This window comes from Devosia sp. J2-20 (assembly GCF_055808475.1).
On sequence record NZ_CM147870.1, the window covers coordinates 3,756,142 to 3,771,677 of the forward strand.

Genomic DNA, 15,536 nt, shown 5'->3' on the forward strand with positions numbered 1-15,536 from the left:
TCAATGCTCCAGCGCCGCTTCAATGGTCGCGCGCAGGGCCGGTGTCACATCAGGGCGCACGCCGAACCAGGCGCTGAACCCCGGCACGGCCTGATGCAGCAGCATGCCCAGCCCATCGACCGTTCTGAGGCCACGAGCGCGGGCATCGGCCAGCAAGGGAGTTACCAGCGGCACATAGACAATATCGGTGACCAGCGCGTCGTCAGGCAAGTGGTCGAGGGCCAGATCCTTAAACCGGGTGCCGTGCATGCCGATCGAGGTGGTATTGACGACAAGGCCCGCGCCCGGCGCCAGGGCGTTGAAATCGCCCAGCGCACCGGCGGTGATGGCCCCACCAATTTCTCTTGCCAGCTTGTCAGCGGTGGAACGGGTGCGATTGAGCAGGTGAACAGGGATGTTGCGGCTCTTGAGGGCCACCAGAATGGCCCGGGCAGCACCGCCAGCCCCCATCACGATAGCGGCGCGGCCGGCACGGTCCCAACCGGGCGCGCCGGCGTCCAGATTGCCCAGAAAGCCGAGATAGTCGGTATTGGTGCCATGCACCTGGCCATTGTTGACCACCAGCGTATTGACCGCGCCAATGGTGGTGGCGAGGGGATCAATGCTGTCGCAAAGGGCGAACACGGCTTCCTTATGCGGGATAGTGACATTGCCGCCGGCAAATTCGCCACTGCGCAGGCGTTGGAAGAAGGCTGGCAAATCGGCGGGCGCTACATCGATCGCTTCATAGCTGCCGGCAATGGCGTGTTGCGCCAGCCAGTTGCCGTGGATCAGGGGCGAGCGCGAGTGATTGATCGGATGACCGATGACAAAGGCTTTGATGATCACTGCAGCGTCTCGGGGGCAATCATGCGCAGCGCCGCCAGCAAGGGCAGCAGGGGCAGGCCCAGAATGGTGAAATAGTCGCCAACCACCTTGTCGAACAGGCGAATGGAGGGCCCTTCGAGCCGATAGCCGCCAACCGAGGCCAGAATGGCGTCGCCTTCGCGATCGAGCACATCGTCGCGCTCCTGGGCGGTGAACTCGCGCATGGTCAGCTCAGCGGTCTGAATGTCGGACCACAGCAGGACATCATCGCGGATCAGTGTCACCGCCGCATGCAGACGATGGGTCTTGCCGCGCAGATGGTCGAGCTGGGTGGCGGCATCATGGCGGTCAGTGGGCTTGTGCAAAAGCTCGGTGCCCAGGCTCAATGTCTGGTCGGCACCGATCACAATGGCGCCGGGATGGGTTTTGGCGACCGCCTCAGCCTTGTGTCTGGCCAGCAGCAGGGCGACATCACGGCCATCGCCGCCGGCAGCAATGGCGGCCGTTTCCAGTGCCCGCTCATCAATGGCAGCGGGGGCGGTGGAAAAACCCAGTCCGGCCTGCTCTAGCAGGGCTTTGCGGGTGGTGCTCTTGGACGCAAGGATCAGCATGGCTAGCATGTTTTCCACACTGTCATCCCCAGCTCAAGCCCAAGCTGTGACAATGACTCATGACTTTGGCTGATCGGCAAACTTGTTCGACTTGGTTACCAATCTATTAACAGTTCGGCCCAGCCCCTGTCTGCCGGCGGGCTATGGATAGCTCTGGGGATAACTCATCCACGACGTTATTCACCCGCCAAGCGGTTTTGCACACGCGCGCAGCGAATCGTTGACTCCGGAGTCGGCCCGTTAAGCTTTCGTTAAGACGTGTTAAGGACTGGTAACCATGTGCGGGCACCGACAGTGTTAACACCGTCTTAACCATGGGGCTGCGCGCTTGTGCCACGAGCCAGGGTGATTGTGGATGGTCATGAATTGCCTCAAAACACCGCCATGATAATACAAATACTAAGTCAGAAAGACTCTTTAGGGGTTTTGGAAGGAAGTCAGGCGTGACCGTTAAACCATTGCTGGCAACCGTGCTCGGTGAGCGCCAGGCACGACCGCCCATCTGGATCATGCGTCAGGCCGGACGCTATCTGCCTGAGTATCGGGCAACGCGCGCCCAATCCAAGGGGTTCCTTGATCTCTGCTATACCCCCGAGCTGGCGATTGAAGTCTCGCTGCAACCGCTTCGACGGTTTGATCTCGATGCAGCGATCATGTTCTCGGACATTCTGGTGATCCCCGATGCGCTGGGGCAGACGGTTCGCTTCGCGCAGGGCGAAGGACCCATTCTCGACCCAATCGATGAAACCAGTATCGCTTCGCTGACGCCAGAGAAGGCTCTGGATCATCTGGCACCCGTGCTGGAGACCCTGAAAGGCTTACGAGCAGCGCTGGCGCCTGAAAAGACCCTGATCGGCTTCTGCGGGTCTCCCTGGACCGTGGCGACCTATATGATCGGCGGTCGTGGATCGACTGATCAGGCCGCGGCGCGACTGTTCGCCGTGCGTCACCCGGAAGCTTTTGGTCAGCTGATGGATATTCTGGTGCAGACCAGTATCGATTATCTGGTGGCCCAGTTTGCAGCGGGTGCCGATGTGGTGCAGCTGTTCGAGAGCTGGGCCCTTAATCTGGATGATCAGGCTTTTGACGAGCGGGTGATCAATCCCAATCGCCGAATTGTCGAGGGCGTACGCGCCAAGGTGCCAAATGCGCCCATTATCGGTTTTCCGAGGGGTGCTGCGGGCAATCTGGCGCGCTATGCAGCCGCCACCGGGGTCAATGCGCTGGGTCTGGACTATGCAACGCCGCTGGATTTTGCAGCCAGGCACCTGCCCAAGGATCTGCCGGTTCAGGGCAATCTCGATCCGCTGCGCTTGGTGGCCGGCGGCGCGCAGATGGACAACCGGATTGACGCGATCATTAAGGCCTTCAGCGACAGGCCACACATTTTCAATCTCGGTCATGGCATTGTGCCAGAAACACCTATCGAGAATGTCGCCCGGCTGATCGAGCGGGTCAAGAACGGCTAAATCTGCTGAACTGTTGAGGAGTTGGCGGGCATGGAATGGGTCAAGGCCGCGCATGTGCTTTCGGTGATCGCCTGGATGGCGGGCATGATGTACCTGCCAAGGCTGTTTGTTTATCACGCTGACGCGGCGGTGGGCTCGGACAAATCCGAGACCTTCAAGGTCATGGAAAGACGGCTTTATCGGGGAATTATCACCCCGGCCATGCTGGCCACCTGGATCTTTGGCTTGTGGCTGGCCTTCGGGTTCGGACTGGTCGATTTTTCCCAGGGCTGGATGTGGGTCAAAGCGGTGATGGTTATCGCACTGAGTGGCGTGCACGGGTTTTACGGCAGCCTGCTGCGGGGCTTCGCCCAGGACCGCAATACCCGCAGTCACAAATTCTACCGGGCGATCAATGAAATTCCCTTCGTTCTGGCAATCATCATCGTGATCATGGTGATCGTTCGGCCATTCTAAAATCGCTGTTTCACGTGAATCTGGCGGTTGGGCGACGGTTCAACCTTGAAACAACCGCCAGATCGGGTTATGTGGCTTTTAACGCATCCCATTTCACAAGCTGACCCGCCCGGGTCGCTGCGCGGTGCCTACCCTCCCAAATAGACTCGTCGTCCAGATTTCCCTCAAGGGTTTATCGATTACATGCAGAATATGAAGCTCAGTGAGCTCAAGGCCAAATCCCCGGCCGAATTGCTGGTGTTCGCCGAAGAACACGAGGTCGAAAACGCTTCGACCATGCGCAAACAGGAATTGATGTTTGCCATTCTCAAGGAACTGGCCGCCCAGGAAGTGGACATCACCGGCGAAGGCGTCGTTGAAATCCTGCCCGACGGTTTCGGTTTTCTGCGCTCCCCGGACGCAAACTATCTGCCCGGTCCGGACGATATCTATGTGAGCCCCTCGCAAATCCGTCGCTTTGGTCTGCGGACCGGCGACACGGTTGAAGGCCAGATCCGGTCTCCCAAGGATGGCGAGCGCTATTTTGCGCTGCTCAAGGTCAACACCATCAATTTCGAGGATCCTGAGGCGGTTCGCCACAAGGTCAACTTCGACAACCTCACCCCGCTTTATCCTGAAGAACGCCTCCGCATGGAGATGCCCGATCCGACCGTCAAAGATCGTTCGGCGCGCCTACTGGATTTGGTGGCACCATTGGGCAAGGGGCAGCGCGCTTTGATTGTTGCGCCACCACGTACCGGTAAGACGGTACTGTTGCAGAATATTGCACAATCAATCGCCGCCAATCACCCTGAATGCTATCTGATCGTATTGCTGATCGACGAACGGCCCGAAGAAGTGACCGATATGCAGCGCTCGGTGCGCGGCGAAGTCATCTCCTCGACCTTCGATGAACCTGCCAGCCGACACGTGCAAGTCGCTGAAATGGTGATTGAAAAGGCCAAACGCCTTGTTGAACACAAGCATGACGTGGTGATTCTGCTCGATCTCGATCACCCGCCTGGGCCGCGCCTACAACACTGTGGTGCCATCGTCGGGCAAGGTGTTGACCGGTGGTGTTGATGCCAACGCCCTGCAGCGTCCGAAGCGTTTCTTCGGTGCCGCCCGCAACATCGAAGACGGTGGCTCGCTGACCATTATCTCCACTGCGCTGATCGATACCGGCTCACGTATGGATGAAGTGATCTTTGAAGAATTCAAGGGTACCGGCAATTCGGAAATCATTCTGGATCGCAAGGTTGCTGATAAGCGTATCTTCCCTGCCATCGACATCACCAAGTCGGGCACGCGCAAGGAAGAGCTGCTGATCGAACCCGATATTCTCAAGAAGATGTACGTGTTGCGTCGTATCCTCAATCCAATGGGGACGATTGATGCCATGGAATTCCTGATGGACAAGGTTCGTCAGACCAAAACGAATTCCGACTTCTTCGACTCGATGAACACCTAACAGCCATGGGCGTGTTGCTGATTGCTGCCGCCCATGACCTGGCCTGATCGAGATGCGGTCGGGCGACACAATTGTGGCGTTGTCCTCCGGGGCACCGCCTTCGGGGTGGCGGTCATCCGCCTTTCGGGTCCCGATGTTGCGACAATCATCAAAAGCGTCGCTGGTGGCCTGCCAGAGCCCCGCCGATTGAGCTTGCGCCCCATCGGGGACCAGTCGCTGCTTGATCGCGGCCTAGTCGCCTATTTTCCAGCACCGCACAGTTTTACCGGCGAAGATTGCGCGGAATTGCAGGTGCATGGTTCGCCAGCCGGCGTACGCGCTATCCTCAAGCTACTGACAACCCAGGGGGCTCGCCTGGCCGAAGCTGGCGAGTTCACCCGTCGGGCATTTGAAAACGGCAAACTCGATCTGGTCGAAATCGAAGGCCTGGGCGATCTGCTTGAGGCAGAAACAGAGAACCAGCGCCGTCAGGCGCTTGCCCGGTTTGAAGGCGGTCTGAGCCAGCATGTCGACAGCTGGCGCCATCAACTGCTGGATCTACGCGCCGAGATCGAGGCACGGCTCGATTTTTCCGACGAAGGTGATGTCAGCGATGCCTTGCCGCAAAGCTTCGGCTCCAGCATTGCCACCCTTCAAAGCGATATCGGTCTGGCGCTGGCATCGGCCGAGCATGGTCGCGTGGTGCGCGAAGGTATTCGCGTGGCGCTCGCGGGCGCCCCTAATGCCGGAAAATCCAGCCTGCTCAATGCTCTGGCGCGATCCGACATTGCCATTGTGACAGATGAAGCCGGCACCACGCGCGACGTTCGTGAAGTCCCATTGGACATTCACGGTCAACTCTACATCCTTCTCGACCTGGCGGGGCTGCGTGAGACGGATAGCAAAGCGGAAGCGGAGGGCGTACGGCGCGCCCGACATGCAATCAGCCACGCTGATATCGTCTTATGGCTATCTGCGCCCGATATAGAGGAAACCGATAGTGCCTTGAGGGCCGGGGCCGATCTACGTATCGGGACCAAGCAAGACATAGGCGCGGCGCCCGACGTTGATCATCTGGTTTCGGTAGCTACAGGTGCGGGCCTGACCGAATTACTCGAAGCGATCGAGTCAATTGGGCGCACCATTATGGGCGGCGAGCCCGCATTGATCAGCCGCGCCCGCGACCGGGTCGCACTGGCGAGCGCCATCGACGCACTGGATAGTGCCCAGACGCAGCTTGAGGTCCCTGAAATCGCGGCCGAAAGCCTTAGATTGGCCTCTCAGGCGCTGGAACGATTACTGGGGCGACTGGACGCCGAACGCGTGTTGGACCGGCTGTTTTCCAGTTTCTGCATCGGCAAATGATTCACGTGAAACACTGCCATGCTTGGTGCGGAATTGATTCACGTGAAACATTGGCCTATTGAGCCCGTCTGGAGATCAGACCTATGAATGATTACGCGGTCATCGTCGTTGGGGGCGGTCACGCCGGCTGTGAAGCCGCGGCGGCATCGGCACGCCTGGGCGTCCCGACAGCGCTGGTCACCCACAAATTTGCAACCATCGGCGAAATGAGCTGCAATCCCGCTATTGGTGGTCTGGGGAAGGGCCACCTCGTTCGCGAGATCGATGCGCTCGATGGTCTGATGGGCCATGTCGCCGATGCAGCCGGTATCCAGTTCCGCGTGCTCAATCGCCGCAAGGGCCCGGCGGTACGCGGACCGCGAGCGCAGGCGGATCGAAAGCTGTATCGTAATGCGATGCAGGCGGCGATTTCGCGCCAGGCCAATCTAACGGTAATCGAAGGCGAAGTGGACGATATTATCGTCAGCGATGGTATCGTTACCGGTGTCAAGCTACTGGACGGTCGCGCTTTCGGTACTAAGGCTGTGGTCCTCACAACCGGTACCTTTTTGCGCGGGCTGATTCATCGCGGTGAGCAAACCACGCCTGCGGGCCGCATGGGTGAAGCACCGGTCCTGGGATTATCCACGCGCCTTGAAGCGATGGGGCTGCAACTCGGGCGTCTCAAGACGGGCACGCCGGCACGCCTTGATGGTAGCACCATTGATTTCTCGGTACTTGACGAGCAGCCCGGCGATACACCACCTGAGCCGTTCTCCGCGATGACGCAGGCGATCACCACCCCCCAGGTGAGTTGCCACATCACGCGAACGACCGCAGAAACGCACAAGATCATTTCGGACAATCTGCATCGCTCAGCGATGTATTCGGGCAAGATCAGCAGCCGCGGGCCGCGCTACTGTCCCTCGATCGAGGACAAGGTTGTTCGCTTTGCCGATCGCGACAGTCATCAGATTTTCCTCGAGCCAGAGGGACTGGATGACACCACGATCTATCCCAATGGCCTGTCGACATCCCTGCCAGCGGATGTGCAAGAAGCGTTTCTGCGTTCGATGCCCGGTCTGGAAAATGTGAAGATCGTTCGCCCGGGCTATGCGATTGAGTATGACTATGTTGATCCGCGCGAACTGCGTCCGACGCTGGAGGTCAAGCGTCAGCCCGGGCTGTATCTGGCTGGGCAGATCAACGGAACAACGGGCTATGAAGAGGCCGGTGCGCAGGGGTTGCTGGCGGGTGCCAATGCAGCACTGGCATCAGCGGGGCGTGAGCGTCTCGTGCTGTCTCGCACCGAAAGCTATCTTGGCGTGATGGTGGATGATCTGGTGACGCGGGGGGTAAGCGAACCGTACCGCATGTTCACCTCCCGAGCCGAGTTCCGCCTGCACTTGCGTGCCGATAATGCCGATCAACGGCTTACCCCTCTGGGAATTGCTACCGGCTTGGTGGGTGAGGAGCGAACCGCTCTATTTACGGCAAAGGCCGAGGCCTTGGCCAAAGGCATGCGCTTGCTGACGTCCTTGTCGACAACGCCCAGCGCGGCGCGAAAAGCAGGTATTGCAGTCAACGAAGACGGTAAATCACGGTCGGCGTTTGATCTGCTGTCCTATCCGGACGTCGACCCAACAGATGTCAGCCGGCTTTGGCCCGAGATCGGACAAATTGCGCCGGTTGTGATCGAACAATTGGTCGTCGATGCTCAGTATGCGGTCTATCTCGATCGACAGCGGGACGATATTGATGCGGTCCGCAGAGACGAACAAAAACCTATTCCCGATGGTATCGATTATGAGGCTATCCCCGGCCTCTCGATGGAACTTCGCCAGAAGTTGGACCAGTATCGCCCACAGACAATAGCCCAGGCGCAAGCCATGGACGGCATGACGCCTGCAGCCGTCACGTTGTTGCTAGCCGTGATCCGGCGTGGCGAATTGCGAAAGGCCAGCTAATGGCAGATTATTCGGCAATAGCCCCCTACACCCCCTATTTTGCGCGGGGCCTGGATGAGGTTGGCGCGGATCTGGAATCCTATGCTGCGCTGCTGCGGAAATGGCAGAGTGTACAGAATCTTGTTTCACGTGAAACACTGGATGAAGTCTGGACCCGGCATTTCGCAGACAGCCTGCAGGTGCTTAAGCTACTGACGGAAACTGATCAGTCATTCCTGGACTTTGGTAGCGGCGGGGGGCTGCCGGCCCTGCCGTTGGCGATCGCCCTTAAGGGGTCGAATCGGCAGTTCACCCTGATTGAACCGAATGGCCGCAAGGTCAGCTTTTTGCGGACGGTGGCACGGGAGCTTGGCTTGCTGGTGAGCGTCGAGGGACGTCGCACGGATCAGGTTGATTCACGTGAAACACCAGCCCCGGACGTCATCACCACGCGGGCTTTGGCCTCCTTGCCGCAGCTCTGCAGCTGGATGCAGCCCTTTGTGACGCCGAAAACCCGGGCGATTCTGCACAAAGGCCGGGAACATGTTGAAGAACTCGCGGAAACGGGTGCGCTGTGGGACTTTAACGTGGTATTAACGCCTAGCGACACCGATCGAAGCGGTGTTTTGCTTACGCTTTCAGATTTGAAAGCGAAATCAGTAAGTTAGCGGCGAACGAGCTGGAGGCCGATAGTGGCGCCCCGTATCCTGACACTGGCCAATCAAAAGGGTGGCGTGGGTAAGACCACGACGGCCATCAACCTTGCCACGGCATTGGCTGCCATCGGCGAACGCGTCCTGATTGTGGACCTTGACCCGCAGGGCAATGCGTCCACGGGGCTGGGCATTTCGCGGACGGATCGCGAGGTTTCATCCTATGATCTGCTGGTCGGCGAAGCGACGGTCGCCGAAGCAGCCATCATGACCAGCGTTCCCAACGTGGCCATTGTGCCCTCGACGATGGATTTGCTGGGCGTTGAGCTGACCATCGCAGAACATGGGGATCGTGCCTTCAAACTGCGTAATGCGTTCAAGCAGCTTGGTGATTTGACGATCAATGAGAAGCCGGTCTCCTATATCCTTATTGACTGCCCCCCATCATTGAACTTGTTGACGGTGAACTCTCTGGTCGCGGCAGACGCGGTGCTAGTGCCGCTGCAGTGTGAGTTTTTCGCGCTGGAGGGTCTTAGCCAGCTGCTGCAGACCATCGAGCAGATTCGCTCGACGCTCAACCCACGGCTGTCGATCCAGGGTGTGGTGATGACCATGTTCGACAAGCGCAATAATCTCAGCGAACAGGTGCTGCACGACGTGCGCAGCGAAATGGGGTCGCTGGTCTATGACACGGTCATTCCACGCAATGTCCGCTTGTCGGAGGCGCCATCCTATGGCAAGCCCGCTTTGCTGTATGATTTGAAATGTGCCGGCAGCCAGGCCTATTTGCGGCTGGCAACCGAAGTGATCCGCCGCGAGCGGCAGCTCAACGCGGCATAGGAGCCCGTCCATGAACGAAAAACCCACACGTCTTGGCCGCGGGCTGGCCGCCCTGATTGGCGATATGGCCACTGTCGAGGGTGCGCGCGTCACCGAATCGGGCGGGATCAAGCGCCTGCCGGTTGATTTTATCATTGCTAACCGGTCCAATCCCCGCCGCACCTTCAATGACGAGCAGCTGGAAGAACTCACGAACTCGATTCGCGAGAAGGGCGTGATGCAGCCCCTGCTGGTCCGCCCGAGCGACGATCCCAACATCTTTGAGCTGATCGCGGGTGAACGCCGGTGGCGCGCCTCGCAGCGCGCTGGCCTGCATGATGTGCCCGTTATCATTCGCGACGTGAATGACAAGGAAGCGCTTGAGCTCGCGATTATCGAGAATGTGCAGCGTGCCGATCTCAATCCGCTCGAAGAAGCGATGGGTTATGGTCAGCTGATCGAGCAGTTTGAATATACCCAGCAGGATCTGGCCCAGGTGATCGGCAAGAGCCGCTCTCACGTGGCCAATACGCTGCGTCTGCTGCGCCTCCCCGAAGACGTGCGCGAAATGGTGTCGAGTGGATCGCTGACGGCCGGTCATGCGCGGACGCTGATTACGGCTGAGGATCCGGCTACACTGGCGCGGCAGATCGTGTCCGGGGGGTTGTCGGTGCGGGATGCAGAAGCATTGAGCCAGCAGCGCGACATTGCCGGGACAAAGAAACCCAGTGCATCGGCGAGCGTGCGAGACCCGGATACTGTGGCGCTTGAGCGGCGTCTGGCAGATGCCCTGGGTCTGTCGGTTTCGCTTTCGCATGGCGATCGTGGCGGCAAGCTTGAGATACGCTACAAGACGCTGGAGCAGCTTGATGGTATCTGCCTCAAGCTAACCGGCTCGAACTAGTTTCACGTGAAACGCTGCGGCGGGCCTAGCGGGCCGCTGCCATCATGCATATCGCCAGCAAGGTACGCCGCAAGGCCGGTTCGGCCAGACCCGGCCGGCGGCGGGTGTCGGCGGTCGTCTGCAGAATGCGGGCGCTTGCCGTCGCCAGCGCATTATCGGACCAGAGTCGCAATTGCTGCTCTAGAGCGCCAATGCGGGAGAAGTGTGGCTTGGGGCGTTGGCCGTCCAGCACGGCCCGCGGCGCCTTCCCGGAATCCACTTCGGTCCGCCAACGGCGCAAATTATCAAAGTGAATCATGCACATACGCAGTAATCGCTGCGGATCAACGGCTGACGACAGGGCGCGATTGAGCGCCAATTCGAGCCGCTCGGCATGGCCGCCGCCAGTGGCGTCCAGAATGGCGTCTATCACCAGCATACCGTTATCGGCACAGAGCAATAGCACGTCCTCGCGTGAGAGCTCCTTGCTCGCGGCAGCGTAGAGGCAGAGCTTTTCGAGTTCGCGACGGGTGATTTCGCGATCATTACCGAGGATTTCGCGCAGTATACCGACGACGTCGGCGTCCACACGAATGCCCTGTTGGTTGAACGTGTCGCGTATAAGGGCCGCCAGCGCCTCATCGCTGTCGGGATAGCAGGGGAGGGCCCGGCCATTCTTTGCGGCCTCCACAAGGGCTCGCAGGGCGTCTCTGGGAGGGAGATTGCCAGCCTCGAGCACGATAGAGGCGCCTTGCATATCGTCACGCAGTTCAGTGAGGGTCATAACCAGTGACTTGCCCGCGCCACGGACACGGACAATACGCTTGCCGCCAAACAGGGAGATGGTCTTGGCTTCGACTGCGAGAATAGATGGATCAGCATCAACTTCGGAACCGTCCAGGGTCACGATGCTGGCCGATTCGGGGTCGTCGCCGCTCAATTTTCGGATCAGGCGCTGTGCTGTCTCGCGTACCAGACCGGCGTCAGGCCCATAGGCCAGGAAGATACCCTCATCAACGTCCGGGCGTGTGAGAAAGCGTGCAACCTCATGGGCCTTCAGTGCCGCCATTAGCGGTTCAGACCCGCCAAAACGGCCAAACGCAATGATTCGGCAGCGCCTCTGGCGGCGCGTTCTACCGCTTCATCGGCGGCGGCATTATCAGCCACGATCTGGCCCGAGCGGGTATAGTTCGCCGACGCAGTCCGGGTGAAGCTGCGCGCCTCGGCGTCGCTGCCGTCGCGTACCGTAATTATCAGGGTCGCGGTGACCTTAACCTCAACCGGAATGGCGGGGCTGGGGTTACCGGTAACCAGCATGTCGCCGCCACCGGCACTCGCCGAGACGGTGGCGAGCGGGGCGGTTTCCGCAGTCGATTCGCCCAAGCGCAAGGCTAGTTCTTGATAAATCAGCTGTTCGAGACGATTGGCAGGCTTGGCATAGGCCAGGTTCAGCGAAGGCTGGCTTGCCAAGGTGCCACTATAAACCGGGGAGAAGCTGCAGGCGCCCAGCGCCGCAACGATGCCGAGCATGAAACCAGCCAGAACCGTGCGGCGAAGCGCGTTAGACAACGACATTGACGATCCTGTCCGGGACGATGACGATCTTTTTTGGAGCCTTGCCGTCAAGAATGCGGATAATCTCGTCCATAGACAAGACAAGTTTCTCCACTTCGGCGGCCGGCATGCCTTTGGCAACAGTGATTTCGCCGCGGCGCTTGCCGTTGAACTGGATGGGCAGCGTCACATCATTGTCGACGAGAAGGCTCTCATCGACGTCAGGCCAGGGGGCGTCGGCCACAAGGCCAGTCTTTCCCAGGGCTTCCCAGCAGGTTTCGGCCAGATGCGGCATCATCGGCGCAATCACCTGGATCAGGTGGGAAACACCAAGCTCCAGTGCCGCCAGGCGGCTGGCAGGTGCCACGGCGCAAATACCTTCGGCGCGCACCAAGGCGTTGGTGAGTTCATAGATCTGGGCCACAGCGCGGTTAAAGCGCAGGCCTTCGATATCGGCACCGACATTGTGCACCGCGCGATGGATGATCTTGCGCAGCGCCAGCCCCTCGTCGTCGTCCTTTACGCGAACAGTCTGCGAAGACTGTTTAACGATCTCGATCGTTTCACCAACCAGACGCCAGACACGCTGCTGGAAGCGGCTGGCGCCTTCGACGCCGGATTCGGTCCACTGCACATCGCGCTCCGGGGAGAATCCGAAAGCATGAACCAGCGCGCGGTATCGGCGCCATAGGTCGCGACGATCTCATCAGGGTCGATGACGTTTTTCTTGGATTTGCTCATTTTTTCGACCGAGCCGATGGCAATCGTCTCGCCCGATTTGAGGTGCTTGGCGCTCCGCGTTTCGCCATTGGTCTCGACCACAATATCGGCCGGCGCCACCCATTCGCCCTTGGGCGACTTATAGGTTTCGTGGGTGACCATGCCCTGGGTGAACAGGCCCTTGAACGGCTCGTCGAGCCCCACATGGCCCGTCGCCTTCATGGCGCGCGTGAAATAGCGCGAATAGAGCAGGTGCAGGATCGCATGCTCGACGCCACCAATATACTGATCGACCGGTAGCCAGCGATTGGCAATCTCGGGCACGGTTGGCGTCGCCGCATGCGGTGCGGTGAAGCGGGTATAGTACCAGGACGAATCCACAAAGGTGTCCATGGTATCGGTTTCACGCCGCGCTGCGCCGCCGCATTGCGGACAGTTAACGTGCTTCCAGGTGGGGTGATGATCAAGCGCATTGCCGGGTTTGTCGAAGCTGACATCCTCAGGCAGCACGACAGGAAGATCCTTCTTGGGCACGGGCAGGGTGCCACAGACCTCGCAATGGATCACGGGGATCGGGCAACCCCAATAGCGCTGGCGAGATACACCCCAGTCGCGCAGGCGGTAATTGACCTCGACCGTGCCCTGCGGCCTGCCGTCGACGGTGCGGGCCTCAAAATGGGCCGCTGCGGCCTTTTTGGCCTCGTCAATCGTCAGTCCATCCAGAAAGCCGGAATTGAAGATGGTGCCGGCATCGGTAAAGGCTTCGTTGGCGACGGCAAAGCTCGCGGCATCGGCGCCGCTGGGCAGCACCACGGGCTTGACCGGCAGGTCATAACGGCGCGCGAAATCCAGATCGCGCTGATCATGGGCAGGACAGCCGAAAATGGCGCCGGTGCCGTAATCCATCAATACGAAATTGGCGACATAGACGGGCAGAGTAGCGCCCTCGATCACCGGGTGCTGCACGTGCAGGCCGGTGAAGACGCCTTTTTTCTCTGCCTTTTCAAGGGTTTCTGTCGCAGTGCCCTGAGCATGGCACTCAGCGATGAAGGCGGTCAGTTCGGCATTGTCGGCAGCCAGCTGGGTGGCCAGCGGATGATCGGCTGAGAGCGCGATGAAAGAGGCGCCAAAGATGGTGTCGGGACGGGTGGTGAAAACCTCGATCGACTTGGCGTTGGTCTGATTGCCCTCAACCAGTGCAAACAGCAGGCGCAGTCCTTCGGACTTGCCGATCCAGTTGCGCTGCATGACGCGTACTTTTTCAGGCCATTCGGTGAGCGTATCAAGCCCGGCGAGCAGATCCTCGGCGAAATCGGAAATCTTGAAGAACCACTGGGTCAGTTCGCGCTGTTCCACAGGGGCGCCCGAGCGCCAGCCCTTGCCGTCAATGACCTGCTCATTAGCTAGCACGGTCATGTCGATGGGGTCCCAGTTGACCTTGGACTGTTTGCGCGTGACCAGGCCCGCTTCCATCATGTCGATGAACATGGCCTGCTGGTGTTGGTAGTATTCCGGCTCGCAGGTGGCGATCTCGCGGGTCCAGTCGATCGCCAGACCCATGGACTGCAACTGTGCCTTCATCGAGGCGATATTCTGGCGCGTCCAGGTGCCCGGATGGGTGTTGCGCTCGATTGCGGCGTTTTCCGCTGGCAGACCGAACGCATCCCAACCCATGGGATGGAGCACATTCTTGCCCTTGGCGCGGTGATAGCGCGCTACCACATCGCCCATGGAGTAGTTGCGGACATGACCCATGTGGATGCGCCCCGAAGGGTAGGGGAACATCTCAAGGACGTAATAGGGTTCGCGCGGGTCATCATTGGATGTGACAAAGCTTTTGGCCTGATCCCAGACCTGCTGCCATTTGGGTTCCATCTCGCGCGGATTGTAGCGTTCGCCGCTCACTTGGCTCGTCCTCGGGTGAATGTCGCAACGCACGCTGGAAGGTCCAGAGCGGCTTGCGTTTATGGGGGATTTTGTCTACCGGACCATCACCAGAAATACCCCGCTAGGTCAACAGGAACAGGGCGAAAGCATGGAAGCCAGTGCCGCCAGCAATCTCGCCGCGATCAATGAGCGGATCGCAAAGGCCAAAGACCGCTTCGGACCGCCGCCTGATCGGGTGACGCTGGTCGCGGTATCCAAGACCTTCCCCGCCGAGGCAATTGCGCCTTTTCTGGAAGCTGGACAGCGGGTTTTCGGCGAGAACCGGGTGCAGGAAGCCAGTCAGAAATGGCCAGGGCTGCGTGAGCGCTTCAGTGATGTGGAGCTGCACCTGATCGGGCCATTGCAGACCAACAAGGCGCGCGAGGCGGTGGCGCTGTTCGATGTGATTGAAACAGTTGATCGTGACAAGCTGGCCGGCGTTCTGGCGGAAGAAATGGACCGCGCGGGACGACAATTGCCGTGCTTTGTGCAGGTCAATATCGGGCTTGAAGAGCAAAAGGCCGGCATTGCGCCCGCTGAGGCAGCTGGGTTCGTACGGCGCTGCCGGGACGAGCACGGGCTTAACATTGTCGGGCTGATGTGCATTCCGCCCGACGGCGTGCCCCCCGGCCCCTATTTCGCCCAGATGGCAGCGTTGGGACAGGCGGCGGGTGTCAGTCAGCTCTCAATGGGCATGAGTGGCGATTTCGAGGTTGGCATCGGTATGGGGGCAACCCATGTGCGGGTGGGATCGGCTTTGTTTGGTCACCGGCCCACGATAATTGAGGCCTGAGCCAAGAAATATTGTCATTACCGGCTGATTGCCTGCAACTTCTCCGGGGGCGGGCACGTTGTTGTTCAGGATAACGCCGTTGTGATTGGCAGGCCAAAAACCGGTCGCAATATTGTGACCGTTGGG

11 protein-coding genes and 3 pseudogenes are annotated in these 15,536 nt (G+C 59.6%); 9 read left to right on the forward strand and 5 right to left on the reverse strand.

What is annotated here, in order from left to right:
- Together AC0L37_RS18740 and AC0L37_RS18745 are read right to left on the reverse strand one after the other, a co-directional pair.
- A complete protein-coding gene (locus AC0L37_RS18740; RefSeq protein ID WP_473313725.1) occupies window positions 1-828 on the reverse strand; it encodes a shikimate dehydrogenase in 828 nt (275 codons plus the stop codon).
- Window positions 825-1,427: a Maf family protein gene (locus AC0L37_RS18745; protein WP_282222957.1), complete on the reverse strand. Its 603-nt coding sequence runs from the start codon at window positions 1,425-1,427 to the stop codon at window positions 825-827. Before AC0L37_RS18745 ends, AC0L37_RS18740 begins: the two co-directional genes overlap by 4 nt.
- 434 nt (window positions 1,428-1,861) lie before the next feature.
- On the opposite strand from AC0L37_RS18745, the gene hemE reads away from it, so the two are divergent.
- The 8 genes and pseudogenes from hemE (at window position 1,862) to AC0L37_RS18785 (ending at window position 10,438) form a co-directional block, all read left to right on the forward strand.
- On the forward strand, window positions 1,862-2,887 hold the full coding sequence (hemE, locus tag AC0L37_RS18750) for a uroporphyrinogen decarboxylase (RefSeq protein WP_282222364.1): 1,026 nt from the start codon (window positions 1,862-1,864) through the stop codon (window positions 2,885-2,887).
- Between the two features lie 30 nt (window positions 2,888-2,917).
- The gene (hemJ, locus tag AC0L37_RS18755) at window positions 2,918-3,343 is read left to right on the forward strand and encodes a protoporphyrinogen oxidase HemJ (protein ID WP_212659984.1); all 426 of its coding nucleotides are present in this window, start codon (window positions 2,918-2,920) and stop codon (window positions 3,341-3,343) included.
- 183 nt (window positions 3,344-3,526) lie between these two features.
- A pseudogene (gene rho / locus AC0L37_RS18760) lies at window positions 3,527-4,793 on the forward strand (transcription termination factor Rho).
- 52 nt (window positions 4,794-4,845) lie between these two features.
- Window positions 4,846-6,137, forward strand: a pseudogene (gene mnmE / locus AC0L37_RS18765) (tRNA uridine-5-carboxymethylaminomethyl(34) synthesis GTPase MnmE).
- A gap of 83 nt (window positions 6,138-6,220) precedes the next feature.
- Entirely contained in the window at window positions 6,221-8,083 is a 1,863-nt protein-coding gene (gene mnmG, locus AC0L37_RS18770) for a tRNA uridine-5-carboxymethylaminomethyl(34) synthesis enzyme MnmG (protein WP_282222363.1), read from the forward strand.
- Window positions 8,083-8,730 carry a 16S rRNA (guanine(527)-N(7))-methyltransferase RsmG gene (gene rsmG / locus AC0L37_RS18775; RefSeq protein ID WP_212659981.1) on the forward strand — a complete coding sequence of 216 codons (648 nt, stop codon included), beginning with the start codon at window positions 8,083-8,085 and terminating at the stop codon, window positions 8,728-8,730. Before mnmG ends, rsmG begins: the two co-directional genes overlap by 1 nt.
- A 24-nt stretch (window positions 8,731-8,754) precedes the next feature.
- Window positions 8,755-9,555, forward strand: coding sequence for a ParA family protein (locus tag AC0L37_RS18780; protein ID WP_212659980.1), 801 nt, complete (start codon window positions 8,755-8,757; stop codon window positions 9,553-9,555).
- Window positions 9,556-9,565: 10 nt separating this feature from the next.
- Entirely contained in the window at window positions 9,566-10,438 is an 873-nt protein-coding gene (locus AC0L37_RS18785; protein WP_212659979.1) for a ParB/RepB/Spo0J family partition protein, read from the forward strand.
- A 25-nt stretch (window positions 10,439-10,463) separates the two neighbouring features.
- On the opposite strand, the gene holA is transcribed toward AC0L37_RS18785, so the two are convergent.
- The 3 genes and pseudogenes from holA to leuS all read right to left on the reverse strand — a co-directional run bounded on the left by holA (window position 10,464) and on the right by leuS (window position 14,596).
- Window positions 10,464-11,486 carry a DNA polymerase III subunit delta gene (gene holA, locus AC0L37_RS18790; protein WP_282222362.1) on the reverse strand — a complete coding sequence of 341 codons (1,023 nt, stop codon included), beginning with the start codon at window positions 11,484-11,486 and terminating at the stop codon, window positions 10,464-10,466.
- The gene (locus tag AC0L37_RS18795) at window positions 11,486-11,992 is read right to left on the reverse strand and encodes a hypothetical protein (RefSeq protein ID WP_282222361.1); all 507 of its coding nucleotides are present in this window, start codon (window positions 11,990-11,992) and stop codon (window positions 11,486-11,488) included. The genes holA and AC0L37_RS18795 overlap by 1 nt, the downstream gene beginning before the upstream one ends.
- Window positions 11,979-14,596: pseudogene (leuS, locus tag AC0L37_RS18800) on the reverse strand (leucine--tRNA ligase). The gene AC0L37_RS18795 and the pseudogene leuS overlap by 14 nt, the downstream one beginning before the upstream one ends.
- Window positions 14,597-14,726: 130 nt before the next feature.
- Between leuS and AC0L37_RS18805 the strand changes: the two are divergent.
- Window positions 14,727-15,410, forward strand: a complete 684-nt coding sequence (locus tag AC0L37_RS18805) for a YggS family pyridoxal phosphate-dependent enzyme (protein WP_282222360.1) — start codon at window positions 14,727-14,729, stop codon at window positions 15,408-15,410.
- The last annotated feature ends 126 nt before the right edge of the window (window positions 15,411-15,536 follow it).